The sequence below is a fragment of the Streptomyces sp. L-9-10 genome (genome assembly GCF_004151105.1).
Lineage (GTDB): Bacteria > Actinomycetota > Actinomycetes > Streptomycetales > Streptomycetaceae > Streptomyces.
This window is the reverse complement of sequence record NZ_PHRF01000064.1, coordinates 26,392-51,751: the sequence shown is the minus strand read 5'-3', so window position 1 is coordinate 51,751 and position 25,360 is coordinate 26,392. Positions and strand designations below refer to the sequence as shown.

Genomic DNA, 25,360 nt, shown 5'->3' with positions numbered 1-25,360 from the left:
GGAATCAAAGGAGCCCGAGCCGGACGACCCGGAGCCGGAGAAGCCGGAGTCAGAGCAGCCGGAGCACCCCGGGCGCCTCTTCCTCGATCAGTCGCACCAGTTCGTCGAAGACGGTCGGACCGCCGCCCGCCCGGACAGCGTCCAGCCGCGCCTGGACGGCGGCCCTGTTGTCGGGGTGCGTACGCTCCAGCCGCCGCTGGAGCGTACGCACGGTCTCCTCCTGGCCGAGTGCGCGGCGCGAGAGTTCGTGCCGCCGCCATTCGATGACGAAGTCGCCGTCGTCCGGCGTTCCGTACCCGCCGCGCAGACAGTCGGCGAGCGCGTCGAGATTGCTCCCGAAGTACCCGCCCGGCCCGTTCACGGCCGCGCCGATCACCTGCCAGAAGCGTTCGAGGCCGGTGACCTCCGCCCCGTCGATCACATATGTCACCGTCATGGGACGGAGGTTACCTTCCGGTTCCGGTCGACGACCGGTCAGCAGCTGTAGTTGACGAGGGAGAACGACGCGTAGTGGTCGGCGGTGTAGTAGTCCTCGTTGTTCCGGTTGCCCGTGACGATGCGGCGCGCGCCGCGGTTCGAGGAGCCGGGCGTCTTGACGGTGTACTCGTGGTAGTAGCCGTTCGACTGGCTCGGCAGGATGCCTTCCCGGTTCTGGAAGACACCGCCGTCCTGCGGGTACGGGTACGGCCCGCCCTGGTCGATGAGGTCGAGGGTGTCGTGGGCCTGAACAGGCAGCCGGGAGTAGCAGATGCTGCCGACCGCGGTGGGGGCGGCGGTGGCGGTGGCGGTGACTCCGCCGACGAGGAGGGTCGAGACCAGAGCGGCGATGCCACCGAGGGTGGCGATCCGTGGGGGAATTCGCATGGCCCCATGATGACGCGCGTAGACGCGTACACGTCAATGCCAACTGTGTGGAGTTTCCGGGAAGTTAACCAACCGGCCCGTCTCCGTAGCATCCCGTACACCCCGCGCGGCCCCGGACGCGCGGAAGCCCGGCGCCGCGCCGAGCGCGGTACCGGGCTTCCGTTCTTCGTACGTGGACCTCGTCGTTCGCGGACCTGCCGGGCGTCAGGCCGCGGTGCGGCGACCGCCCTCGGCGCCGCGGTCAGGACGGCCGCGACGGCCCCGGCTGCCACGGCTGCCGCGCGAGGCGCCGCCGAGGCGGGTCGCGCCGCCCCCGGTGCCCGAGCGGGTCGCGCCGCCGCCGGCGCCCGAGCCTCCGCCCGTACCACCGGCCGCGCCGCCGCCCGCGCCCCCGCCGGTGTTCTTCCTGGCCGGGCGCGACGCGCGCGTCTTCGGCTTCGCCTGGACCGGCTGCTGCGGCACCTCGATGGTGACGGCCACCCCGGAGGGCACCCGCGCGCCGGTGAGCGTCGCCAGTTCCTCGTCCGTGGACTTGATCCGCGCGGACCGGGGAGCGATCCCCGCGTCCGACATCAGCCGGGTCATCTCGCGCCGCTGCTCGGGCAGTACGAGCGTCACGACACTGCCGGACTCCCCCGCCCTCGCGGTGCGTCCGCCGCGGTGCAGATAGTCCTTGTGGTCGACCGGCGGGTCGACGTTCACGACCAGGTCGAGATCGTCGACATGGATGCCGCGGGCCGCGACGTTCGTCGCGACGAGGCAGGTGACCAGTCCGTTCTTGAACTGCTCCAGCGTCCGGTTGCGCTGCGGCTGCGAACGGCCGCCGTGCAGCCCCGAGGCCCGTACGCCGCTCGCCAGCAGCCGCTTGACCAGCCGGTCCACCGACCGCTTGGTGTCCAGGAAGAGCAGCACACGGCCGTCGCGCGCCGCGATCCGCGTGGTGACTTCCTTCTTGTCCGTCTCGTCCAGGACGTAGAGCACATGGTGCTCCATCGTCGTGACCGCGCCCTGCGACGGGTCGACGGAGTGCACGACCGGGTCCGTCAGGTACTGCCGTACGAGCCGGTCGATGTTCTTGTCCAGCGTCGCCGAGAACAGCATCCGCTGCCCGTCCGGCTCGACCTGCTTGAGCAGCGCGGTGACCTGCGGCATGAAGCCCATGTCGGCCATCTGGTCGGCTTCGTCGAGCACGGTGATCGACACCTGGTCGAGCCGGCAGTCGCCGCGCTCGATGAGGTCCTTCAGCCGGCCCGGGGTCGCGACGAGCACCTCGGCGCCGCGCCGCAGCGACCCGGCCTGCTTGCTGATCGAGAGCCCGCCGACGACCGTCGTCAGCTTCAGATTGACGGCGGTGGCGTACGGGGTCAGCGCGTCGGTCACCTGCTGCGCCAGCTCACGCGTGGGTACGAGCACCAGCGCGAGCGGGGCGCGCGGTTCGGCGCGCCGGCCTGCCGTACGGGCGAGCAGCGCCAGCCCGAAGGCGAGCGTCTTGCCGGAGCCGGTGCGTCCACGGCCCAGGATGTCGCGGCCCGCGAGGGAGTTGGGGAGCGTCGCGCCCTGAATGGGGAACGGGGTGGTCACGCCCTGCGCGGTGAGCGTCTTGAGCAGTCCTGCGGGCATGTCCAGCTCGTCGAACGCCTCGACGGCGGGCAGCGCGGGGGTCAGGGTCTCCGGCAGCGTGAACTCCTGCGGGCGCGCGGCGGGGCGGCGGGCGGCCGGCTTCGCCGAGCCCTTCGCGGGCGCCTTCGCGCGGGAGTTCACCGGGCGCTTGCCGGCGGGGCGGGCAGCGCGAGCCGGGCGTTCGGAACGAGTCATTCGGAAAAAGCCTTCCTGGGCCTGAGAACAGCGCGAGCCGGGACCCGCACCTGCACGGTGCGGGCCCCGGCTGCGAGGTACACGTCCGGAAATTAGGCCGGGACGATGTTCTCCGCCTGCGGGCCCTTCTGGCCCTGCGTGACGTCGAACGAGACCTTCTGGCCCTCCTGGAGCTCACGGAAGCCCTGGGTGGCGATGTTCGAGTAGTGGGCGAAGACGTCGGCGCCGCCGCCGTCCTGCTCAATGAAGCCGAAGCCCTTTTCCGAGTTGAACCACTTCACGGTGCCAGTAGCCATGTCATTCTCCTAAAACAGGTGCAGAGCCGGAAATCCGCACTTTACGGATTCCTCGTCGCCGCATTGAGCCCCATCCGGAGAAGCCGGCAAAAACAATAATGCGCCTGAGGAACATTCCCGTCAGGCGCACATAAAGTTCATGGGTACCAAAACTGCAACGCTGTCAGCCTAGCACGCCCCGGCGCCCGCGCAACGATCACCCCTGATCCTCCCGGGGCGGACCCTCGCCGGACCCGCGCCGTACGGTGCGCAGCGGCCGGTCCGGCCGCCAGATCCGCATGACCAGGTCCTCTCCGTCCAGCCCGGTCCACACCACCTCACCGAGGTCCACCCGGAAGAGATGGAACGGAAGCGGAGGTTCGACCTCCGCCGCGAACCGCACGAGCGTCTCCTCGTCCGTGATCTCGACCGCCCGCCCGGCGATTTTGGCGTCACCGTCGGCCATCTCGCTGCCCTCGCCCGGATTCGCGTGCAGGGCGAAGCGCGGGTCGCGCGCCAGATCGAGCGCTTTCAGCGAATTGGGCATCATGCCGAGCCACAACTCCCCGAATCGGAAGGTGACTTCGAGCCCTGTCAGGCGCGGGGAGCCGTCCTTGCGGAGGGTCGCGAGGACATGGTGGACGTGCTGCTCGAATCGCCGCTGAACGGTCTCGGCGAAGCGCGGCTCCGCCGAGACGAAATCGGCCCAGGTGAATGTCATGCGCCCAGCCAACACGGGATACCGGACATCTTCTGTCGCCTTTTACGGCCCACCCGCCTTCTTACGGTCCACCCGCCTTCTTACGGTCCGCCCACTTTTCACGGCCCGCGTGCCACGAACATCCGGGTGCCGCCGCCGGGGATCACGACCTCGACGGGGGTTGGCCGCGACCCATGTCGCGATATAGCGTTAGTGCTCCGGTCGTACCGTCGGCCGCATCACCCGAAGACCCTTCACGCGAAGACCTTCGACAGACCGGGACGGATGCATGTCGCAGGAGATCTCGCCCACCGGGAAGCGCTCCGGCCCCGGCTCGTCGCCCGCGCTGCGGGCCTCCCACGCGGACCGGGACCGAGTGGTGGACGTGCTGCGCATCGCGGCGGGAGACGGCCGGCTGACCTCGGACGAGCTGGACGAGCGCCTGGAGACCGCCCTGTCGGCGCGGACCCTCGGCGAACTCGCGGCACTCACCGTCGATCTGCCGCCCGTCTCGGCCTCGACCGGCGCGGCCATGGCGGAGGTCAAGGACGTACTCCGGATCGACCAGCGGTTCAGCTCGGTCGAACGGGCCGGGCAGTGGGTGGTGCCGAGGAGGCTGGAGCTGGCGGCGGAGTGGTGCGAGGTGACGCTCGACTTCACTCAGGCGGTGATCACGCAGGACACCTTGCGGATCGACGTGGACATGCGCGGCAAGAACCTGACGCTGGTGACGACGCAGGGCATCGTGGTCGACGCCGACGCCCTGCGACTGGAGCACAGCAGGCTCAAGATCCGTCAGACCCGGGCCCCCGGTACGCCGGTCACACTGCGAGTGGAGCTGGTCGGCAACAAGAGCTTCGGCCGCGTCGTGGTGCGGCCTCCACGCCGGACGTTCGGACAGTGGCTGCTGCGCAAACCGCCGTCTGGTCGCGCCACCTGAGCGGCGCTACGAGCCGAGGCGGGCGCCCAGGGTCTCCATGTCGGGGACGAACCACAGCTGTGTGCCGCGATTGCTCTCACGGACGAAGTCCCGCAGCGCGGCGCTGTCGGCCGTGTGCCGCGCGATGTCGCCGACGACGGCGAGGCGCAGCCGGTAGTTGGCGAACTTCTGGACGATGTCGCCTGCGACGCGGGTGCGCAGCTGGAAGAAGGCGTCCTCGAACCGGACGGCCGGGATCACGACCCAGGCGGCGCCGAGGTAGTGCGCGTCACCGATGAGGTCAAGCGCCTCACGCTCGCCGCGCACCGGATCTCCGTCGGGAGCGCAGAGGAAGACGGGTACGCCATGGATGTGTTCGATCATTCCGGCTTCCTGTTCCTTTTCATTCCGGTTTATTCCGGTTGCCCGGTCAGGGCGTTGATGATCTTGAGCAGTTCGGCGGTGCTGTCCAGGCCGCCCAGGATGATGACCTTCAGCACGGCCCGTTCCTCGTCGTAGACCGTCTCGACGCGCAGCCGCTCCCCGCCGTCCTGGCCGTGCGCGATGGCGGCCATGACCGTGTTCGTCAGACGGATGGTCGCCTCGGGGCCGATCGCGTCGATCCGCACGATGACGGATGCCTCGGCATGGCGCCCGCCCCGGTCGGCGGAGGGCGCGGAAGAGGGCACCGGCCGGCCGGTGAACGCCTCCAGGTCCTCACGCGCGATCCGGTACTGCTTGCCGATGCGGGTCGCGGCCAGCCGACCGTCCCGTACGTAGCCGCGCACCGTTCGTACGTGCAGGTCCAGCAGCTCCGCCACCTGGTCCACCGAGTAGTACTGCTGTGGCAATGACTCCAGCCCTTCTTCCCTATCCGCACCTAAACTACCACTCCACCGACACCCTTCAGGGAAGTTTAGGGGCGTTTTCCGATCGGCCGGCGACTGTGGCCGATCGGACCGCGCGCGTGGCCGGTCGGCCGATGCGCCGGTACGGGGCGGACGCCTAGCGTCGTTCGCGAACGGATCAGCCGCCACATCCGCAGTCGCACCCGCAGTCACACCCGCAGTCGCACCCGAGGGGAATCGCCCGATGGAGAACCACCCACAACTCGCCTCCGTGACCACCGAGTTCGAGACCGATGTCAGCGAACTCCTCGTGGAGACGATTCAGCGCGCGGTCACGTGCGAGTCGCGGACCGTGGGCACGGAAGACCTGCTCTCCACCCTGGTCATGGGCGACTCGGCGGCCGGCGAGGCGATCGCCCCCGGCATGCGGCAGGCCGGTGCGCTGAGCGGACTGATCCGCGGCCGGGCGGGGGTCGGTTGGGCGAGCGACGACCACGACGACGAGACGTCGGGCGAACCCGCCGATGAGCACGAGGTCGCCGCCGCGTGGCGCGTCGCGCAGTGGCAGACCGCGTTGCGCGCCCGGAAGACGACGAAGGCCCCCAAGACGGCGGAGGCAGCGGAGCCGGCGAAGGCGGCAGAGTCCGCGAAGGCGGCCGAGACGGCAGACACGGTCACCCGGGGCGACCAGGAATGGCCCGAGCCGTCCGGGGCCCTGCGCGCCTGCCTCTTCCTCGCCCTCGGGCTCGCCCGCCTGGAAGCGTCCCCCGGTGTGTACGCCCGCCATGTCGCCCGTGCCCTGCTCGACCTCCCCGACAGCAGGGCGCGGGAAGCCTACGCGCTGCGGCGGCTGGACCGGACCGCCGCGTACGCCGCACTGGACGCGCTGGACGCACGCGACTCGCGGGAGTCGACGGGCACGTCCGCGACCGATCGCCCGCTCTCCCACGCCGCCACCGTCCTGCGCCGGGCCGGGCTGCTGGAGGACCGGAGCAACTGGCTGGCGCGCAAGGTGATGGCATGGACGACCCAGCACCCCGGCGACGGCACGTCCATGCTGTTCGCGGTGACCGTCGAGGCGGGTCGCCAGGCCGTACGGTGCGGACGGAGCGCGGCGGAGCCGGTCGATCTGCTGCTGGCCGTCCTGGCCCTGGACCGGGCGCTGTCCCTCGCCGGACGGTCACTGCCGGACAGGGTCGCGGCCACCAACGGGGCCGCGGATCTGCTGCACAGGCATGGAGTACGGCCGGAGGCGCTCGCCCTGTCCGCCCTCGCCGCCGAACCCTCCCCCGTACCCGATGAGGTGCCGCTCTCCGCCGCCGCCGAGCGGACCGTCGCCTCGGCCCGGCTCATCGCGGCCGAGCACGACGCCTCCTCGGCCGGAACGGTGCACCTCCTGGCCGCGCTTCTCGATGACGCGGCGGACGACGAGGAGGGCTCGGTCTCGCGGCGGCTGCGCGCGCACGGCGTGGACCCGACCGCGCTGAAGGCGGATCTGGGTCCGCGACTGAGCGCGTGAGGGGCCGGCCCACACGGCGCCCGGCGGCCCCGGCCGACGGCCCGGCGGTCCCGGCCGAGGCTACCGTTGCGGCCCGGAGGTCCTCCGGACAGAGGTCCGAGCGAGGGGCGGGAGCAGGGATGGACATGTCGCGGCCGATACCGAAGCCCGCGCGGGCGGCCTGGGCGCGCGCGAGGTCCGGGACGGCGCAGGTCGTACGGTCGGTACGGAACGAGGCGGCGGGAGCATGGCCGGCCGTGCGCCGGGCCCCGCGCCGTACCGTCGTCACCGAGACGCTGACCGTCGTCCTGACGGGCGCCCTCGGACTGGTCCCCCTGTTGCTGGTGCGGCCCGACCGGCCGGTACTGGCCGTACTGGAGGCGCTCTACGCGGCGTGCCTGATGCCGCTGCGGCGATACCGTCCGGTACAGGCGGTGCTGGGGACGGGGCCGTTGCTGGTGGGCCCCAATGTCTGGGTGCTGGCGGTGGTACCGCTGATCGTGCTGTCCGCCACCCGCCGCATCGCGCCGCCCCGGGCCTGGCGCGCGGCGGGGATCGCCTGCGCGGTGTGCGTCGTGCTGACGATCAGCGGAAGCCTGATCGTGCCGGGCGCCTGGGTGGAGCACCTGGCGGGGAACGCCGCCTCGGCCGTTCTCCTCGTCGTGCTCCCCGCGCTCGCCGGGACACTGCTCGGGCGGCGCCGCCCCCTGGTCAGTCTGCTGCGGGAACGCAACGCCTATCTGGAGCAGGCCCGTTCGCTGACGGCGGCGGCGGCGCGGATGGAGGAACGTACCCGGATCGCCGGTGAGATGCACGACCTCCTGGGCCACCGGCTCAGCCTGATCTCGGTGCACGCCGGGGCGCTGGAAATGGCGGCCGCGCGCCAGGCACCGCCACTGGCGGGCCAGGCCGAGCTGTTGCGTACGACGGCCGGTACGGCGATGGAGGAACTCCGCGACATCCTGGGCCTGTTGCGGCGCGAGGACGCCACCTCGGTGGCCGACAGCGACCGGGGGACGCGCGAGGACATCAGCGCCCTGGTGGCCGAGTCCCGGCGGGCGGGTGTCACGGTGGAGCTGGACTGGTCCGTCCCCGACACCGCTGATCCGAGCCCGCGCACACGCCAGTCGATACACCGCGTGGTCCGCGAGGGGCTGACGAACGTACTGAAGCACGCGTCCGGAGCGCCCACGCGCGTGGAGATCGGGAAGGGGAATGGCGGGATCGAGGTCTCCGTCACCAACGAGGCACCGCGCGAGGGCCGTCACCCACAGCCCGGGAACCGCAGCGGGCTGGTGGGCCTGGAGGAACGGATCGCCCTGCTCGGGGGTTCGTTCATGGCGGGACCGCTGTGGGACGGCGGCTTCCGGGTGACCGCGCTGCTGCCGTCGCGTCCGAACGGGATGCCCCGGACCGCCGTCCCCCCGCCCGCGACGAGCGGCCCGGGAGCACGGGAGCTGGGAGCACTGGGGCAGGGAGGAGCGGTCCGCACGGGAACCCGTCCTCCCCTGTCGTCGGAAGTCCTCACCTGGCCAAGAGTGTTGGGCGCGGGCTGCGCGGCGGCGTTCGTCGTACTGCCCACGGCCGCGTTCCTGATGTTTCTCCTGACCATGGCCGTCCTAAGATGAACAGGTGATTCGAGTCCTGATTGCCGACGACGAGACGCTGATGCGCGCCGGCATCCGGCTGATCCTGGAGAACGCGGACGACATCGAGGTGGTGGCCGAAGCGGCCGACGGCCGCGAGGCCGTCGCGGCCTGCCGGGACCGGACCATCGATGTGGCGCTGCTCGACATCCAGATGCCGGGCAGGGACGGGATCGCCGCGGCGGAGGAGATCGCCCGTATCTCGCCCGCCACCCACGTGGTGATGCTCACGGCCTTCGGCGAGGAACAGAGCGTGACGCGCTCCCTCCGGGTCGGCGCGAACGGCTTCCTGCTCAAGGACACCGGCCCCACGGAGCTGATCCACTCGGTACGGCTCGCCGCGAACGGCGAACCGGTGCTGGCGCCCCGGATCACGCGGCTGCTGATGGAACGGCACGTACGGTCCACCCAGGACACCCAGGACGCCCGGCGCCGAACGGAGAAACTGACCGCCGCCGAGCGGGACGTCCTGCGGCTGGTCGGGACGGGCCTGTCGAACGCGGAGATCGCCGATCAGCTCTATCTCAGCGCCAGTACGGTCAAAGCGCACATCAGCCGGATCCTGACGAGCACGGGCTGCGCCAACCGCGTCCAGGCGGCGGTCCTGGCGCACGACGCGGAGCTGCTCGCCGACCGCTGAGCCGGACCGGGGAGGTCTACGAGACCCCCGACGGGAGCGAAAGGTGCGCCCAGACCATCTTCCCCGGCCCGTTCCGCTCGCTGACGCCCCAGACATCGGCCAACGCCTCCACGAGGACGAGCCCCCGCCCGTCACAGGCGTCGGGCGCGGGCACCCGGGGCCTCGGCTGCTCGTACGACGCGTCATGCACCTCGATCCGGAGCCCGTCGGGACGCGGTACGTAGCGGGTCTCGATCTCGCGTCCGGGAGATACGCGGGCGTGCCGGGCGGCATTGGTGAGCAGCTCGGAAAGAATCAGCACGGCCGAATCCTCCAGCGCGGAAAGCCCCCATCCGGCGAGCGCTTTGCGCAACTCCAGCCGCGCGAGCCCGACACAACTCGGATGACGGCTCCACCGCAGTACGACGGAGCCGTAGTAGGGGGAGTTGGGATGGCTGATGTCCGGCCGGCCTTCCATCACCATGGTGAGCACCTTTCCGTTTTGGCCATGCGAAATAGACCCCACGGCATCTATTGAATTCCCAACGGAATAGCCACACTTCGGCGGTCTGAATGTCGGGAAGGGGTGGCCATTACGATCCCCTATCGGGCACACTGGAGGCATATCCGAGCTGTCACCAAAAACCCGCGGTGGACGGCGGGTTGAGCGAAAGAAGGTTCGATCCCAGTGGAGCTGAACAACGAATCGGACAAGCTCACACCACGATTGAGGCTGGGCCGGCGAGTGCGTCGCCTGCGAGAACGGAAGGGGCTGTCGATCCGTCAGCTCTCCGAACAGGTGGGGGGCTACTCGCACAGCTATCTCGGCCGGGTCGAGTTGGGGGACCAGCTTCCGTCGGAAGCGCTGGTGCGGTTGCTGGACGAATTCTTCGACACGGACGGCGTGTTGGTGGATCTGCTGGAGCTGGCACACGACTCGCTGATTCCTGACTACAGCCGGGTGTTCATCAGCAAGGAGCCGTCAGCGGAGCGAATCCAGGTCTTCACGAGCAGCCTGATCCCCGGACTTCTTCAAACGGAGGAGTACGCACGCGAGTTGTTCCGCAGGTCGCTCCCCAACGAGTCCGAGGACGGACTGAATGAGCGCATCGCTATCCGCATGCGCAGACAACGGGTATTCGACCGAGAAGAACCACTTCCCTATTGGGCAATGGTCGACGAAGCCGCCCTGAGGCGCCCAACGGCGTGCAAGCGGCACATGGTTGAGCAGCTACGCCATCTCGTGAAGATGGCTACCCGGCCTCGCATCACGATCCAGGTTCTCCCGTTCGCCAAGGGCATGCACCCCATGCTGGGAGGTGGGCTGACTCTCATGACCTTGAAAGAGGGAGGGACGATCGCTCTGGTCGAGAGCTTCAACTCCGGCGAAGCAGTAGAGTCGACAAAGAGGGTGGTTGAGCTGACGGAGGGTTTCGATCTGGCTCGCTCGATGGCCCTGACGGATGATGAATCTCTCGACCTGATCCGTAGATACCTGAAAGAGTATGAAGATGAAGACGATTCCTGACGCTTCCGCTCTGCCCGCCTGGCGTAAGTCGAGCCACAGCGACAACGGGGCGGGCGGGTGCGTCGAGGTCTCCGACGGCTACCCCGCCGCCGTACCGGTCCGGGACAGCAAGGACCCGCACGGCCCCGCCATCCTCTTCCCCACCGGCCACTGGTCCACCTTCGTCACCGCCGTCAAGCACGGGCAACTCCCCGCCTGAACCAGCCGAAGAGCTGAAAGGACATTGAAGATGACCCGGATCCCCAACGCGTCCGCACTGACCGCATGGCGCAAGTCGAGCTACTGCAACAACGGAGACGGCGCGTGCGTCGAGATCTCCGACGGCCACCCCGCCGCCGTCCCCGTCCGGGACAGCAAGGACCCGCACGGCCCCGCCATCCTCTTCCCCACCCACCACTGGTCCACCTTCATCACCGCCCTCAAGCAGGACGAGCCCGCGTATCGCCGGTCCTGCTGACGGGCGGGTCCTTTCGTACGTCCCGCGACAGAGGTAACGAGTATGCGCAAACGCCCGCTGTTCATAGGCGCCGTGGTGACCGGAGTGGCACTGGCCGGAGTGTCGTACCTCGCCGCCAGTACGGGTGCCTCGGGCGTCCGCAGTCCCGTGAGCCTGGCCGCGGCCACAGCGGGTTCGGGCAAGGCGGCCGATCTGAACGGCGACGGTTACGACGATCTCGCCATCGGGGCGCCGGACGGCGCCGTGCAGGGGCGCGCCAAGGCGGGGTACGTGACGGTGACGTTCGGCGCCAAGAGCGATCACGCCGTCGGCATCGCCTCCAGGAAGCACCAGCGGCTCACCCCGTCGAGCGCCGGGATCCCCGGCGCACCGCAGAGCGACGCCCGGTTCGGGTCCGCGCTGGCCCTGGGGGACATGGACGGGGACGGATACGCGGAGCTGGTCGTCGGGGCGAGCGGCGCGAACGCCGGTGGCGTCAAGGGCGCGGGATCGGTGACCATCGTCTTCGGCTCGCCGGGCGGCCTCTCCGCGCGCGCCATCACGTTCCACTCGCCGAGCCTGACGACGCATCAGGGGTTCGGGGGCGGTCTGGCGCTGGGCGACTTCAACGGAGACGGGCTCCAGGACCTCGCCGTCCCCGACGGGGACCGGGTCGACATCGTCCTCGGCGCGAAGGACCTGCGTTCGACGCCGTCCCCGCGCATCACCCGGTCCGGTCCACCGGGCGGCGGCGCCGGAACGCAGGGCATATCGACCGGTGACGTCAACGGTGACGGTTTCGACGACCTCATCACCGTGGCCCACTTCGACGACCCCGCCGACCAGGGCACCCTCGGCGTGCTGCCGGGCTCCAAGGCGGGGCTCAAGGGCTCGTCGCTCGGCCGGGACATCTCTCTGCCCTTTGCCGGATACACGGCCGTGGCTGGTGACATCAACGGCGACGGCAAGGACGACGTCGTCATCGGCACGGGCTTCGGCGACGGCCCCGACGACCATCTGCTGCGTACGTTCCCCGGCACCGCCGACGGTCTGGACGCGGCACGTGCCGTGGCGTTCAAGGGCGGCGCGTACAACAGCGACAGGGTGCATCTCGCGGACATCAACGGAGACGGCCACGCCGATCTGCTCGTCGGCGACACCCAGGCACCCGACAGCGACGGCTTCCGCGACGCCGGTGCCCTCGTCGTCGCCACGGGCGGCCCGGAGTGGCTCGACTCGGCCGAGCGGACCGTATCGCTCGACACCAAGGGCGTCACCGGCGTGGCCGAGAACGGCGACCGGTTCGGTTCGGCGCTGGCCGTCGGTGACTACGACGGTGACGGGACGACCGATGTGGCCGTGGGCGTCCCGGGCAAGTGGCGTGACAGCGGCGCGGTCAGCATGCTGCACGGCAGCCGCGACGGACTCACCGGCAGCGGCTCCATCATCTTCGGCCCGGACGAGTTCGGCTACGGAGCGGTGAAGACGTCCTTCGGCGCGTCCCTCGCGGGCTGACCGCTCCGGGCCCCGTCACCTCCGGTACGTCACCTCCGATACCGCCGCGCCACTGCCGTGAAGGCGGCCTTGGGTTCCCATTCCATGTCGGGGTAGGTCTGCCCCCGGCGCCCCGGGAGGAGCTTGACGATGCCCAGGCCGGCCCGGTCCAGGTCGTCCCTGGGGTCGCCGTCGGGGCGGTGCGGGTAGCCGGGCAGGGCGAACAGGAACACGAACGCGCTGTCCACGCCCTCGGTCTCGAAGATCTCCAGCAGTTCGCTCAGATAGGCGGCCTGGCCGGCCTCGTCGCGCTCGTACACGCCGTCCAGCCGTACCGGGGCCTTGGTCTCCGGGTCGTGCTCGACCACGTCCAGTACCCGCCCGCCCCGGTCCCCCGCGCCCCGGTAGGCCGCGGTGCCGAACCCGGTGATGGCGAGCGGCTTCGGGCCCTGGGCCAGGGTGCGCACCGCCTCCCGGAACCGGTCGGCGACCTCGGCGGAGCGGATCAGCTCGAACGTCACGAAGTCGAAGGGAGTCCAGTCGACCTGCTCGAACTGGATGGACGCGTAGGTGAGCTTGCCCTGGAAGCGCTCGCGGATCGCGACGACGGCGTCGCGGAGGAACGCGTTGACGCGTACGCCCAGCTCGCGCATCGCCTCGGCCCTCCGACCGGGCCGGCTCATCAGCTGCCCGACCCGCTCCTCGGCGCTCTCACCGGGCAGGAACCCGCGGTTCATCACGCTCAGCTCGACCCCCGCGACGAACACGACCGCGGCCCCCTGCCGCCGGAGCCGTTCCGCTCGCCCGGCGCAGTCGCGGAAGAGCGCGAGGATCCTGTCCGGGTCCAGTTCCAGCGGATAGGGCGAGAACCAGACCTCCAGGCCGAGTCCGGCGGCGATACCGGCGGCCAGCTCCAGCCGGTCCGGGTCGCCGCCGATGATCTGGACCGCGTCACAGTGCAGGTCGTCGCGGATGATGGCCAGCTCGCGCCGGACCACCGCGGGGTCGAAGTGCTCACGGGACATCTGACCGTGCACGACGAATCCGGTGTCGTAGGTCATTCCTCTTGCTCGCACGGCGGCGTCCTCTCCGTCGGTCTCTCTGTCGGTCTCGCTGTCGGTCTCGCCGTTCGGTCTCGGCGGGGTCGAGGCTGACAGTAAAAGTGCGTGCACGCAAGTTTGCGTGTACGCAGTCTCGTCTGGGACGCTGACAGCGTGACGACACCACCACCGGGGCTGCGGGAGCGGAAGAAGCAGGCCACACGCGAGGCGCTGCGCGAGGCGGCCCTGCGGCTGGCCGTGGAGCGCGGGCCGGACCAGGTGCGGGTCGAGGACATCGCCGAGGCCGCCGGGGTCTCACCGCGCACCTACAACAACTACTTCGCCAGCCGCGAGCACGCGATCGTCGCCGCCATCACCGCAGACCGGGAGGCGCGCGTCGCGGCGGCGGTCGCCGCCCGGCCCACGGGAGCACGTCTGGCCGACGCCGTCACCGAGGCGGTGATCGAGCAGTACACGAACAGCGGTGAGCGCGAGCGCGAGGTGCTGCTGCTGATCACCGCCCGGACCACGCTGCGCGACGCGTTCCTCGACGCCACCGCCGGAATCGAAGCCCCTCTCACAGCGGTGATCGCCGAACGGCTCAAGGGCGCCGGAACGTACACGGCCCGGGTCCTCGCGGCGAGCGTGGCCGCGGCGGTGCGCATCGCACTGGAGGGCTGGCTGCGGCCGGGCGGGACCGCGGGGGCCGCGGAGGGCTTCGGCACCGGCGGCCTGGTCACACCGTCCGGCTCGCTGCCCGGCCGGCTCCGCGCGGCGCTGGCCCCGCTCGCGCCCGCGTTCGACGCCGCCGAGGAGGGGCCCCGGCCGTGACATCGGCCCGGCCGGGGCACCCACTGGACAACCGCAGGTCAGCGGCGGGGCAGCACGCCCAGGAGGGTCGCGGTCAGGGCCAGCTTCAAGGAGTCCTTCAGCTCCAAGTGGAAGCGGGCCAGGTCGGGCTCGACCTGGTAGGCCGCCCGCAGGCTGGGCGGGGGTGTGCTGTACGCCGACAGCGCGCCGGCCATGACCATGGTTTGCAGGCTGAACAGCGTCGCGTTCTCGCCCAGTTCCGGCAGGTACTTCTCGATCAGGGCGGTCATGGTCGCCAGGCGATCCAGGGAGGCGCGCTTGTAGCGTGCCACGACCTCGACGGAGACGTTGTGTTCCAGGACGCTGCCCTGCGCGCCGAAGAGGTCGCACAGCACCACTCGGCCGGAGAGTGAGCGGCTGAGGACCTCGGCCACCGCTGCCGCCCGCTCGGGCATGGGCAGATCCTCGTCGACACCGGCGGCCAACTCGCCCGCCACTTCCGTCAGCCACTCCTGAAGGAAGAGGTCGAGCAGTTCCAGCAGCACCGCCTCGCGGGACTCGAAGTAGCGCAGCACATTCGGCTTCGCCAGACCTACCCGGCGGCTGAGCTCGTTCAGGGTGACCGCGGCCACAGGCATCTCGTCGAGCATCGCCGACGCCATGTCGAGGATCGCCCGTCGGCGGATCTCCCGCTGCTCTTCGGTTCGCGCCCGCTGGAACGTCACGATCGCCAGCCTACCTTACGTACCTGCGGTACGTTGACAACGTACCGAAAGTACTTTAACGTCATCGACACAAGATACCTTCGGTACGTTAATCGACTGGGAGTCTGGCATGAGCGAGAAGTGGACGACGGCGAATATTCCGGACCAGCGCGGGCGGGTGGCCGTGGTGACCGGGGCCAACACCGGACTGGGGTACGAGACCGCGAAGGCGCTCGCCGAGCGCGGGGCGTCCGTGGTGCTCGCCGTGCGCAACGCCGCGAAGGGCGAGCAGGCCGCGGCCCGCATGACCGGCGACGTGACCGTGCAGGCGCTGGACCTGACCTCGCTCGACTCCGTCCGGACCGCGGCGGCGGCGCTGCGGTCCCGGTTCGACCGGATCGACCTGCTGATCAACAACGCCGGCGTGATGTACACCCCGAAGCAGACCACCCGGGACGGCTTCGAGACGCAGTTCGGCACCAACCACCTCGGCCACTTCGCGCTCACCGGGCTGCTGCTGGACCTGATGCTGCCGGTGCCCGGCTCGCGTGTGGTGACGGTCAGCAGCACCGGCCACCGCATCCGGGCCGCGATCCACTTCGACGACCTCCAGTGGGAACGGTCGTACGGCAGGGCCGCCGCCTATGGTCAGTCCAAGCTGGCCAACCTGATGTTCACGTACGAGCTACAGCGCCGGCTCGCCGCGCACGGCACCACCGTCGCGGTGGCCGCGCACCCCGGTATGTCCAGCACCGAACTCGCCCGCAACACCCCCGCGGCCCTCCGGCTTCCGCTCACCTGGCTCGCGCCGCTGATCACCCAGACGCCCGCGATGGGCGCGCTGCCGACCTTGCGCGCCGCCACCGACCCCGCCGCGCTCGGCGGCCAGTACTACGGTCCCGGCGGACGCAACGAGATCAAGGGCCACCCCCGGCTGGTCACCTCCAGCCCGCAGTCGTACGAGGCAGCCGTCCAGCAGCGGCTGTGGGCCGTCTCCGAAGACCTCACCGGGGTGACGTTCCCCGTCGTACAGCCCCAGCGGAACTCGTTTGCCTCCGGATCGGCCATCGCGAGGTAGCCCGCGCAGACAGGGGGCGCCGGCCCGCCGCACTCAGCCCGCGCCCGCGGCGGGGTCCGGGTCCGTGCCGGTCAGGGCGACGCTCGCCGTCCATAGCCGGCGGGCCGTGCCGGTGTCCGCGAAGTGCTCGCGTACCGGCTCGAACCGTGGCCTGCCGCGCAGACCGAACACCCGGGGGCCGACCAACTGGCCCCCGCGCACGGCCGGGTCGAGGACGGCCCGGACCGCCGGCCACGCGCCCGCCTCCTTGCCCTGCACCAGGAGTCCCAGCGGCAGACCGCGCAGGCGCTGGGCCGTGGTGCGCACACGCAGGGGGGCGCGGGACGGCGTCAGCGCGTCCAGGGCGCCGCCGGGGTGGCACACCACGCTGAGGGTCGTGCTGTGTGCCGCGCGCAGTCGGCGGTCGAGTTCGAGTCCGAACAGCGTCTGGGCCAGTTTCGACCGCCCGTAGGTGCGTTTGGGCTGGTAGTCGCGCGTGCTCTGGAGGTCGTCGAGGTCCAGCCGTTCGCTTCTGGCGGCGAAGCTCCCCGTGGTGACGACCCGCGCGGCGGGCGCGGCGTGGAGCAGCGGGGCGAGGCACGCGGTCAGGGCGAAGTGCCCCAGGTGGTTGGTGGCGAACATCAGCTCGTGGCCGACGGCGCTCGCGCGGCGCGGTGGATCGTCCAGCAGCACACCGGCGTTCAGGACCACCGCGTCGAGGGCTTCCACGCCGAGCGCGTACACGCTCTTCTCGATCGAGGCGGGATCGGCGAGGTCCAGCGGTACGTGGCGCACGAGCGCGCCCGGCACCCGCGAACGGATCGAGGCCGTCGCCGCTTCGCCCTTCGACGTGCCGCGGCCGGCGACGACGACCGTGGCGCCGGTCGTGGCGAGCTGCTCGGCGACGAAGTAGCCGATCCCCGCGTTCCCGCCGGTGACCAGGAAGGTCTTGCCCTCGGCGCGCGGCAGGCGGTGTACGTCCCAGGTCATGACGTGTCTCCTTCGGAGGGAGCGGGCGGGCGGATTGACGAACACTGTTCGTCAACGACAGCCTGCCCTTAACGAACGACGTTCGTCAAGCTAGGATGAGGGCCATGCCCGCCCGCCCACGGACCCGGTCCGCGAAAACCACACTGAGCCTCGACGCGATCGTGGCCGCCACCCTGGCCCTGGTGGACGAGCTGGGATGCGAGGCGGTGAGCATGCGGCGGGTCTCCCAGGCCGTACAGACGGGACCCGCCTCGCTGTACGTGTACGTGCCCGACCGGGGCGCGCTGATGGCCCTCGCCCACGACCTGGCCGTGGCGGACGTCCGGCTGCCCACCGACGCGGACGGGGACTGGCGCGCCCGGCTCGAACTCCTCGTGGACCGCGCGGTGACCGCGCTGGCCGCCCACAACGACATCGCGACCGTCGGCATGACGGGCACACTGCCGGGCCCGCACATCCTGCGTATCACCGAGGAGTTGCTGCGGCTGCTGCGGACCGGCGGGATCAGCGACGCCGCCTGCGCCTGGGCGGCGGACCTGATCGGCCAGTACATCGCCTCGTCCGCGCTGGAGGAGGCGATGTGGTCCCGCGCCCGGCGGAGCCAGGAGCGGGTGGGCGGCTCGCCCCCCGAAGCCGCCGCGGAGGAGGAGAAGGCGGAGGAGGCGTTCGCGGCCCGGCTCGACGCCCTCTACCGGTCACTGCCCGCCGAGCGCTACCCCACGATCCGCGCGCTGGCCCCGCTGCTGACCGGCGGAGACGGGGCGACCCGGGCCGCGTGGAAGATACGCGTACTCATCGACGGGCTGCTCGCCCCGGCCCGGAGCGACGCCAACTAGCCCCAAGACCCCAGGACCCCAGGACCTCAGGACCTCAGGACCTCAGGTGACGATGCCCAGTTCGCGCGCCCGGCTGAGCCAGCGCGGGAACTCGCCGACCAGCCGGTCGTACAGGACGGCGTCCTCGACCTGGCGCGGGTCCTCCCCCGCGTGGAAGAAACCGGCGTTGTCGACGCGCCGTTTCGCCGGGACGGCCAGCTCGTCGAGCGCGCGGAGGAAGTCGAACTGCCGGCTGTCCGGATCGCCGAAGCCGATGAACTGCCAGAACAGCGGCAGTTCGGCCGCCTTGCACAGATACCGCTCGGCGGCCGGCTTGCTGACCGGGCCGCCGTCCGTCTGGAAGACCACCAGCGCCGGGGCGGTGGACCCGCTGTCCAGATAGTGGTCGATGACGGCGTCCATGGCCACGTGGTAGCTGGTCCTGCCCATATGACCGAGCCCGGCGACGATGGCGTCGATCCGGCCGTGGTGGCCGGCCAGCGAGATATCCGATTCGGCGTCGATGTCCGTGGAGAAGAGGACGACGGGCACGACGCCGTCGTCGTCCAGATGCGCGGAGAGCCCCAGCACCCGGTCGGCCAGGGCCTGGACGCTGCCGTCCTTGTAGTACTCCCGCATCGAGCCCGAGTGGTCGAGGACCAGATAGACGGCCGCCCGCTCTCCGCTCAGCCCGTTCTTCGTCAGCGAGACCGCCGCGCTCTTGTAGAGGCCGACCAGCGCCGGGGCCGTCTCCTCCACCTTCCGGAGACTGATGGCGGATCCGGACGCGGCGGGGGCGGTGACCATGCGTGGTCCTCTGTGGTCGACGGGCGGCGAGTCTCGCGATTATGCCAGCCGTCACGCACCACGGCGCCTGCCATGGGTCCGGTCGGGGACTGAGCAGGCGCCGCGTCTTGCGGGACGGCCCGGGAGACGCTCCCCGGGCCAACACCGCCCGTACGCCGTTGTACGGGAGCCTTGGGTGAAACCGGTGACCGTGACGGAAACCGGTGACGTGTCAGACCGTCAGCGCACGGTCCGTCGGACGGATCGGGGCCGGCAGATCGCTCGCGCCGGTCAGCATCCGGTCCACACCGCGCGCCGCCGAGCGGCCCTCGGCGATCGCCCACACGATCAGGGACTGGCCGCGGCCCGCGTCCCCGGCGACATACACACCGGGCACGTTGGTCGCGAAGTCCGCGTCTCGCGCGATGTTGCCGCGCTCGTCCAGCTCCAGGCCGAACTGCTCGACCAGGCCGTTCTCCTGGTCGGTGCCGGTGAAGCCCATGGCGAGCGTGACCAGCTGGGCCGGGATCTTCCGCTCCGTGCCCGGCTTCTGCTCCAGCTTGCCGCCCTTGAACTCCACCTCGATCAGGTGCAGGAACTGGACGTTGCCGTCCTCGTCGCCCTCGAAGTGGGTGGTGGAGACGGAGTAGACCCGCTCGCCGCCCTCCTCGTGCGCGGAGGTGACCTTGTAGAGCATCGGGAAGGTCGGCCACGGCTGGTGCGCGGCGCGCTCCTCGCCCGGCTTCGGCATGATCTCCAGCTGGGTGACGGAGGCGGCGCCCTGGCGGTGCGCCGTACCGACGCAGTCCGCGCCGGTGTCGCCGCCGCCGATGACCACGACGTGCTTGCCCTCGGCGGAGATCGGGGAGACCGTCAGGTCGCCCTCCTGCACCTTGTTGGAGAGGGGCAGGTACTCCATCGCGTAGTGGATGCCGTTCAGCTCACGGCCCGGGACGGGCAGATCGCGCGAGACGGTGGCGCCCGCGGCGATCACGACGGCGTCGTACCGCTTGCGCAGCTTCGCCGCGTCGATGTCCCGGCCGATCTCGATCTCGGTACGGAACTTGGTGCCCTCCGCGCGCATCTGCTCGATACGGCGGTTGATGTGCGACTTCTCCATCTTGAACTCGGGGATGCCGTACCGCAGCAGTCCGCCGATCCGGTCGGCGCGCTCGTACACCGCGACGGTGTGACCGGCCCGGGTCAGCTGCTGGGCGGCGGCCAGCCCGGCCGGGCCCGAGCCGATGACGGCGACGGTCTTGCCGGAGAGCCGCTCCGGCGGCTGCGGGGTGACATCACCGCTGTCCCACGCCTTGTCGATGATCGAGACTTCGACGTTCTTGATGGTGACGGCGGGCTGGTTGATCGCGAGGACACACGCCGACTCGCAGGGGGCCGGGCAGAGCCGCCCGGTGAACTCCGGGAAGTTGTTGGTGGCGTGCAGCCGCTCGCTCGCGGCCGTCCAGTCCTCGCGGTACGCGTAGTCGTTCCACTCGGGGATCAGGTTCCCCAGCGGACAGCCGTTGTGACAGAACGGGATGCCGCAGTCCATGCAGCGTCCGGCCTGCTTGCTGATGATCGGGAGCAGCGAGCCCGGAACGTAGACCTCGTTCCAGTCCTTGACGCGCTCCTCGGCGGGGCGGGTCCTGGCGACCTCGCGGCCGGTGGTGAGAAAGCCCTTCGGGTCAGCCATTGGTCGCCGCCTCCATCATCTTCTCGGTGGTCTCGGTCTCGGAGAGACCGGCCAGCTCGGCGGCGTCCTTGGCGGCGAGCACTGCCTTGTAGGTGGTCGGGATGATCTTGCTGAAGCGGTCCACCGCGGTGTCCCACTCGGCGAGCAGCTTCTCCGCGACGGTGGAGCCCGTCTCCTCCTGGTGGCGGCGCACCACATCGTGCAGCCACTGCTTGTCGGTGTCGTCGAGCTGTTCGACGGCGCCCAGGTTGCCGGCGTTGACGTTGTCGGCGTCGAGGTCGATGACGTACGCGACGCCGCCCGACATCCCGGCCGCGAAGTTGCGGCCCGTCTCGCCGAGGACGACGGCCCGGCCGCCGGTCATGTACTCGCAGCCGTGGTCGCCCACGCCCTCGGAGACGACGGTGGCGCCGGAGTTGCGGACGCAGAAGCGCTCGCCGGTACGGCCGCGCAGGAAGAGCTCGCCGCCGGTGGCGCCGTAGGCGATGGTGTTGCCCGCGATGGTGGAGTACTCCGCGAGGTGGTCGGCGCCGCGGTCGGGCCGTACGACGACCCGGCCGCCGGAGAGGCCCTTGCCGACGTAGTCGTTGGCGTCGCCCTCCAGGCGCAGCGTGACCCCGCTCGGCAGGAACGCGCCGAAGGACTGGCCGGCGGAGCCGGTGAAGGTGATGTCGATGGTGTCGTCGGGCAGGCCCGCGCCACCGAACTTCTTGGTCACCTGGTTGCCGAGCATGGTGCCGACGGTCCGGTTGATGTTCCGGATGCCGATCTGGGCGCGTACGGGCTGGGCGGCCTCGGCGCTCTCGGCGCCCAGGGCGTCGGCGGCGAGCTTGATCAGCTCGTTGTCGAGCGCCTTCTCCAGGCCGTGGTCCTGGCCGATGGCCTGGTGGCGTACGGCGTTCTCGGGCAGCGTGGGCACGTGGAAGAGCGGCTTCAGGTCGAGGCCCTGCGCCTTCCAGTGGTTCACGGCCCGCTCGGTGTCGAGCAGTTCGGCGTGGCCGACGGCCTCTTCGAGCGTACGGAAGCCCAGCTCGGCGAGGAGTTCGCGGACCTCTTCGGCGATGAACTGGAAGAAGTTGACGATGTACTCGGCCTTGCCGGAGAACCGCTCGCGCAGCACCGGGTTCTGGGTGGCGATGCCCACCGGGCAGGTGTCCAGATGGCAGACGCGCATCATGACGCAGCCGGAGACGACGAGCGGCGCGGTCGCGAAACCGAACTCCTCGGCGCCCAGCAGCGCGGCGATGACGACATCGCGGCCGGTCTTCAGCTGGCCGTCGGTCTGCACGACGATGCGGTCGCGCAGCCCGTTGAGCAGCAGGGTCTGCTGGGTCTCGGCGAGGCCCAGCTCCCAGGGGCCGCCCGCGTGCTTGAGCGAGGTGAGCGGCGAGGCGCCCGTGCCGCCGTCGTGTCCGGAGATCAGGACGACATCGGCGTGCGCCTTGGAGACGCCCGCGGCGACGGTGCCGACGCCGACCTCGGAGACCAGCTTCACATGGATGCGGGCCCCCGGGTTGGCGTTCTTGAGGTCGTGGATCAGCTGGGCGAGATCCTCGATGGAGTAGATGTCGTGGTGCGGGGGCGGGGAGATCAGACCGACGCCCGGGGTGGAGTGCCGGGTCTTGGCGACCCACGGGTAGACCTTGTGGCCGGGCAGCTGGCCGCCCTCGCCGGGCTTGGCGCCCTGCGCCATCTTGATCTGGATGTCGTCGGCGTTGACCAGGTATTCGCTGGTGACACCGAAGCGGCCGGAGGCGACCTGCTTGATGGAAGAGCGGCGGGCCGGGTCGTAGAGCCGGTCCGCGTCCTCGCCGCCCTCACCGGTGTTGGACTTGCCGCCGAGCTGGTTCATGGCGATGGCGAGGGTTTCGTGCGCCTCGCGGGAGATCGAGCCGTACGACATGGCGCCGGTGGAGAAGCGCTTGACGATCTCGGAGGCGGGCTCGACCTCGTCCAGCGGGACCGGCGTACGGCCGGCGGTGAAGTTGAACAGGCCGCGCAGCGTCATCAGCCGCTCGGACTGCTCGTTCACCCGGCTCGTGTACTGCTTGAAGATGTCGTAGCTGCGCGAGCGCGTCGCGTGCTGGAGCCGGAAGACGGTCTCCGGGTCGAAGAGGTGCGGCTCGCCCTCGCGGCGCCACTGGTACTCGCCGCCGATCTCCAGCTTGCGGTGGCTCGCGGAGATCCCGGAGGCCGGGTAGCCCTTGGCGTGCCGGGCGGCGACCTCCTGGGCGACGACATCGAGACCGGCGCCGCCGATCTTGGTGGCGGTGCCGTTGAAGTACTTGTCGACGAAGGACTGGTCCAGGCCGACGGCCTCGAAGACCTGCGCGCCCCGGTAGGAGGCGACGGTCGAGATGCCCATCTTGGACATCACCTTCAGGACGCCCTTGCCGAGCGCGTGGATCAGGTTCCTGATCGCCTGCTCGGGCGCCAGGCCCTCGATGAACGTACCGGCGCGGACCAGGTCCTCGACGGACTCCATGGCGAGGTACGGGTTGACGGCGGCGGCGCCGTAGCCGATGAGCAGCGCGACGTGGTGCACCTCGCGGACGTCGCCGGCCTCGACCAGCAGCCCGACCTGGGCGCGCTGCTTGGTGCGGATGAGGTGGTGGTGCACGGCGGCGGTCAGCAGCAGCGAGGGGATCGGGGCGTGCTCGGCGTCGGAGTGCCGGTCGGAGAGCACGATGATCCGGGCGCCGCTCTCGATCGCCGCGTCGGTCTCGGAGCAGATCTCGTCGATACGGGTGGCGAGGGCGTCACCGCCGCCGCCGACCCGGTAGAGACCGGAGAGCGTGGCGGCCTTCATGCCCGGCATGTCGCCGTCCGCGTTTATGTGGACGAGTTTGGCCAGCTCGTCGTTGTCGATCACTGGGAAGGGCAGGGTGACGCTGCGGCAGGACGCGGCGGCCGGCTCCAGCAGATTGCCCTGCGGGCCCAGCGAGGAACGCAGCGAGGTGACCAGTTCCTCGCGGATGGCGTCCAGCGGCGGGTTGGTGACCTGCGCGAAGAGCTGGGTGAAGTAGTCGAAGAGCAGCCGGGGCCGGGCGGAGAGCGCGGCGATCGGCGAGTCCGTGCCCATGGAGCCGATCGGCTCGGCGCCGGCCCGTGCCATCGGCGCGAGCAGGACGCGCAGCTCCTCCTCGGTGTAGCCGAAGGTCTGCTGGCGGCGGGTGACGGAGGCGTGCGTGTGCACGATGTGCTCGCGCTCGGGCAGGTCCGACAGCTCGATCTCGCCGGACTCCAGCCACTCCTGGTACGGCTGCTCGGCGGCGAGGGACGCCTTGATCTCGTCGTCCTCGATGATGCGGTGCTCGGCGGTGTCGACGAGGAACATCCGGCCGGGCTGGAGGCGGCCCTTGCGGACGACCTTGGCGGGGTCGATGTCGAGGACGCCGACCTCGGAGGAGAGGACGACGAGCCCTTCGTCGGTCACCCAGTAGCGGCCCGGACGCAGTCCGTTGCGGTCGAGGACCGCGCCGACCTGGGTGCCGTCGGTGAAGGTGACACAGGCGGGGCCGTCCCAGGGCTCCATCATCGTGGCGTGGAACTGGTAGAAGGCGCGCCGGGCCGGGTCCATGGAGTCGTGGTTCTCCCACGCCTCGGGGACCATCATCAGCACGGAGTGCGGCAGCGACCGGCCGCCGAGGTGGATCAGCTCCAGGACCTCGTCGAAGGACGCGGAGTCGGAGGCGTCGGGCGTACAGACGGGGAAGATCCGCTCCAGCGCTTCAGAGCCGAAGAGTCCGGAGGCCAGCTGCGACTCGCGGGCGCGCATCCAGTTGCGGTTGCCCATGACCGTGTTGATCTCGCCGTTGTGCGCGACGAAGCGGTACGGGTGGGCGAGCGGCCAGCTCGGGAAGGTGTTGGTGGAGAACCGCGAGTGGACCAGCGAGATCGCGGTCGCGAAACGGCGGTCGGAGAGGTCGGGGAAGAACGGCTCCAGCTGCCCGGTGGTGAGCATGCCCTTGTAGACGATCGTCCGGGCGGACAGGGACGGGAAGTAGACCCCGGCCTCCCGCTCGGCGCGCTTGCGCAGCAGGAACGCCTTGCGGTCCAGCGCGATGCCCGTGCTCGTGCCGTCCGCGACGAACAGCTGGCGGAAGGCCGGCATCGTCGAGCGGGCGGCGGCGCCGAGCAGCTCGGGGGCGACGGGGACCTCGCGCCAGCCGAGGACGTCCAGGCCCTCCTCGGCGGCGATCGTCTCGATCCGTGAGACGGCGTCCGTGGCGTCGTCGGCGGGCAGGAAGCCGATGCCGACGGCGTACGAGCCGGCCTCCGGCAGTGCGAAACCGGCGACCTCGCGGAGGAAGGCGTCCGGGATCTGGAGGAGGATTCCGGCGCCGTCACCGGAATCCGGCTCGGAGCCGGTGGCGCCGCGGTGTTCGAGATTGCGCAGTACGGTCAGCGCCTGCTCCACCAGCGCATGGCTGGCAACACCGGTGAGGGTGGCCACGAACCCGACACCACAGGCGTCGTGCTCGTTACGGGGGTCGTACATCCCTTGCGGGGCGGGGCGACCGTCCATGGGCGACCAGGCGTCGGAACGCATCGGCTCTCCCGTCGTCGTCGTGGCATATGCGAGTACCGAGGGACGACGTTGGCCCTCCAAGAAATTTCGTGCAGGTTACATGATGGGCAGCTTCTCGGAAAGTGGATAGCTTATTCCAGCATGTGGACACCGCGCGTAGCGGTGGATGGGGGGCGCAGACGGACAGATCGTCGTCCGGTCGGCAGGGGCGGAGCAGGCTTCGTTGCCCGCGGCGCCTACGGCTCATGCCCGGTGATTACCGACTCGAAACCGCCGGGTAACGGCTGGCGGT

The 25,360-nt window shown here is 70.5% G+C and carries 25 protein-coding genes; 11 read left to right on the top strand and 14 right to left on the bottom strand.

Translation table 11 applies throughout. The features are described 5' to 3' along the window. Positions 1–49 precede the first annotated feature (49 nt). The 5 genes from CU044_RS17025 to CU044_RS17005 form a co-directional block, all read right to left on the bottom strand. The gene (locus CU044_RS17025; protein WP_129769482.1) at positions 50–436 is read right to left on the bottom strand and encodes a barstar family protein; all 387 of its coding nucleotides are present in this window, start codon (positions 434–436) and stop codon (positions 50–52) included. A 38-nt stretch (positions 437–474) separates the two neighbouring features. Continuing rightward, complete coding sequence (locus tag CU044_RS17020; RefSeq protein WP_129769480.1) at positions 475–864, bottom strand: ribonuclease domain-containing protein; 390 nt, start codon at positions 862–864, stop codon at positions 475–477. 204 nt (positions 865–1,068) lie between these two features. After that, positions 1,069–2,679 (bottom strand): DEAD/DEAH box helicase, encoded by a 1,611-nt coding sequence (locus CU044_RS17015; RefSeq protein WP_129769478.1) that lies wholly within the window; start codon positions 2,677–2,679, stop codon positions 1,069–1,071. 92 nt (positions 2,680–2,771) lie between these two features. After that, positions 2,772–2,975, bottom strand: a complete 204-nt coding sequence (locus CU044_RS17010) for a cold-shock protein (RefSeq protein ID WP_015607926.1) — start codon at positions 2,973–2,975, stop codon at positions 2,772–2,774. Between the two features lie 196 nt (positions 2,976–3,171). Continuing rightward, positions 3,172–3,675: a pyridoxamine 5'-phosphate oxidase family protein gene (locus CU044_RS17005; RefSeq protein ID WP_129769476.1), complete on the bottom strand. Its 504-nt coding sequence runs from the start codon at positions 3,673–3,675 to the stop codon at positions 3,172–3,174. Between the two features lie 268 nt (positions 3,676–3,943). Between CU044_RS17005 and CU044_RS17000 the strand changes: the two genes are divergently transcribed. Further along, on the top strand, positions 3,944–4,594 hold the full coding sequence (locus tag CU044_RS17000) for a DUF1707 domain-containing protein (RefSeq protein WP_129769474.1): 651 nt from the start codon (positions 3,944–3,946) through the stop codon (positions 4,592–4,594). Between the two features lie 6 nt (positions 4,595–4,600). Here CU044_RS17000 and CU044_RS16995 read toward each other — a convergent pair whose 3' ends face one another. Together CU044_RS16995 and CU044_RS16990 are read right to left on the bottom strand one after the other, a co-directional pair. Further along, the gene (locus CU044_RS16995; RefSeq protein ID WP_129769473.1) at positions 4,601–4,957 is read right to left on the bottom strand and encodes a DUF4180 domain-containing protein; all 357 of its coding nucleotides are present in this window, start codon (positions 4,955–4,957) and stop codon (positions 4,601–4,603) included. 29 nt (positions 4,958–4,986) lie between these two features. Next, positions 4,987–5,424: a helix-turn-helix domain-containing protein gene (locus tag CU044_RS16990; RefSeq protein ID WP_129769471.1), complete on the bottom strand. Its 438-nt coding sequence runs from the start codon at positions 5,422–5,424 to the stop codon at positions 4,987–4,989. Between the two features lie 241 nt (positions 5,425–5,665). Here CU044_RS16990 and CU044_RS38620 point away from each other — a divergent pair, with 241 nt between their 5' ends. From CU044_RS38620 to CU044_RS16975, 3 genes are all read left to right on the top strand, one after another. Continuing rightward, complete coding sequence (locus tag CU044_RS38620) at positions 5,666–6,940, top strand: hypothetical protein (protein ID WP_165371920.1); 1,275 nt, start codon at positions 5,666–5,668, stop codon at positions 6,938–6,940. Positions 6,941–7,065: 125 nt separating this feature from the next. After that, positions 7,066–8,547, top strand: coding sequence for a histidine kinase (locus tag CU044_RS16980; protein WP_129769469.1), 1,482 nt, complete (start codon positions 7,066–7,068; stop codon positions 8,545–8,547). 4 nt (positions 8,548–8,551) lie between these two features. Further along, positions 8,552–9,205 (top strand): response regulator transcription factor, encoded by a 654-nt coding sequence (locus tag CU044_RS16975; protein ID WP_129769468.1) that lies wholly within the window; start codon positions 8,552–8,554, stop codon positions 9,203–9,205. Between the two features lie 16 nt (positions 9,206–9,221). Here CU044_RS16975 and CU044_RS16970 read toward each other — a convergent pair whose 3' ends face one another. After that, the gene (locus CU044_RS16970; RefSeq protein ID WP_240045656.1) at positions 9,222–9,668 is read right to left on the bottom strand and encodes an ATP-binding protein; all 447 of its coding nucleotides are present in this window, start codon (positions 9,666–9,668) and stop codon (positions 9,222–9,224) included. A 204-nt stretch (positions 9,669–9,872) separates the two neighbouring features. Here CU044_RS16970 and CU044_RS16965 point away from each other — a divergent pair, with 204 nt between their 5' ends. Genes CU044_RS16965 through CU044_RS16950 form a run of 4 tightly spaced genes read left to right on the top strand, consistent with a single transcriptional unit; the run spans position 9,873 to position 12,663 of the window. After that, a complete protein-coding gene (locus CU044_RS16965) occupies positions 9,873–10,712 on the top strand; it encodes a helix-turn-helix transcriptional regulator (protein WP_129769466.1) in 840 nt (279 codons plus the stop codon). Continuing rightward, positions 10,690–10,911 carry a DUF397 domain-containing protein gene (locus CU044_RS16960; protein ID WP_129769464.1) on the top strand — a complete coding sequence of 74 codons (222 nt, stop codon included), beginning with the start codon at positions 10,690–10,692 and terminating at the stop codon, positions 10,909–10,911. Before CU044_RS16965 ends, CU044_RS16960 begins: the two co-directional genes overlap by 23 nt. Positions 10,912–10,941: 30 nt before the next feature. Next, the gene (locus CU044_RS16955; RefSeq protein ID WP_129769463.1) at positions 10,942–11,169 is read left to right on the top strand and encodes a DUF397 domain-containing protein; all 228 of its coding nucleotides are present in this window, start codon (positions 10,942–10,944) and stop codon (positions 11,167–11,169) included. Between the two features lie 42 nt (positions 11,170–11,211). Further along, positions 11,212–12,663, top strand: a complete 1,452-nt coding sequence (locus tag CU044_RS16950) for an FG-GAP-like repeat-containing protein (protein WP_129769461.1) — start codon at positions 11,212–11,214, stop codon at positions 12,661–12,663. 29 nt (positions 12,664–12,692) lie between these two features. On the opposite strand, the gene CU044_RS16945 is transcribed toward CU044_RS16950, so the two are convergent. Then, complete coding sequence (locus tag CU044_RS16945) at positions 12,693–13,703, bottom strand: hypothetical protein (protein WP_129769730.1); 1,011 nt, start codon at positions 13,701–13,703, stop codon at positions 12,693–12,695. Positions 13,704–13,856: 153 nt separating this feature from the next. Between CU044_RS16945 and CU044_RS16940 the strand changes: the two genes are divergently transcribed. Beyond that, positions 13,857–14,513 (top strand): TetR/AcrR family transcriptional regulator, encoded by a 657-nt coding sequence (locus CU044_RS16940; RefSeq protein ID WP_129769459.1) that lies wholly within the window; start codon positions 13,857–13,859, stop codon positions 14,511–14,513. Positions 14,514–14,551: 38 nt separating this feature from the next. Here the strand turns inward: CU044_RS16940 and CU044_RS16935 are convergent, their stop codons facing one another. Next, positions 14,552–15,217, bottom strand: a complete 666-nt coding sequence (locus CU044_RS16935) for a TetR/AcrR family transcriptional regulator (protein WP_129769457.1) — start codon at positions 15,215–15,217, stop codon at positions 14,552–14,554. Between the two features lie 109 nt (positions 15,218–15,326). Here CU044_RS16935 and CU044_RS16930 point away from each other — a divergent pair, with 109 nt between their 5' ends. Then, positions 15,327–16,274, top strand: a complete 948-nt coding sequence (locus tag CU044_RS16930) for an SDR family NAD(P)-dependent oxidoreductase (RefSeq protein WP_129769456.1) — start codon at positions 15,327–15,329, stop codon at positions 16,272–16,274. 33 nt (positions 16,275–16,307) lie between these two features. On the opposite strand, the gene CU044_RS16925 is transcribed toward CU044_RS16930, so the two are convergent. Further along, entirely contained in the window at positions 16,308–17,243 is a 936-nt protein-coding gene (locus CU044_RS16925; protein ID WP_129769453.1) for an SDR family NAD(P)-dependent oxidoreductase, read from the bottom strand. A 104-nt stretch (positions 17,244–17,347) separates the two neighbouring features. Between CU044_RS16925 and CU044_RS16920 the strand changes: the two genes are divergently transcribed. Further along, complete coding sequence (locus tag CU044_RS16920) at positions 17,348–18,079, top strand: TetR/AcrR family transcriptional regulator C-terminal domain-containing protein (RefSeq protein WP_165371919.1); 732 nt, start codon at positions 17,348–17,350, stop codon at positions 18,077–18,079. A 42-nt stretch (positions 18,080–18,121) separates the two neighbouring features. Here the strand turns inward: CU044_RS16920 and CU044_RS16915 are convergent, their stop codons facing one another. The 3 genes from CU044_RS16915 to gltB form a co-directional block, all read right to left on the bottom strand. Beyond that, a complete protein-coding gene (locus CU044_RS16915) occupies positions 18,122–18,865 on the bottom strand; it encodes a VWA domain-containing protein (protein WP_129769452.1) in 744 nt (247 codons plus the stop codon). A gap of 211 nt (positions 18,866–19,076) precedes the next feature. Next, the gene (locus tag CU044_RS16910) at positions 19,077–20,537 is read right to left on the bottom strand and encodes a glutamate synthase subunit beta (protein ID WP_129769450.1); all 1,461 of its coding nucleotides are present in this window, start codon (positions 20,535–20,537) and stop codon (positions 19,077–19,079) included. Beyond that, a complete protein-coding gene (gene gltB / locus CU044_RS16905; protein WP_129769448.1) occupies positions 20,530–25,089 on the bottom strand; it encodes a glutamate synthase large subunit in 4,560 nt (1,519 codons plus the stop codon). The genes CU044_RS16910 and gltB overlap by 8 nt, the downstream gene beginning before the upstream one ends. Between the last annotated feature and the right edge of the window lie 271 nt (positions 25,090–25,360).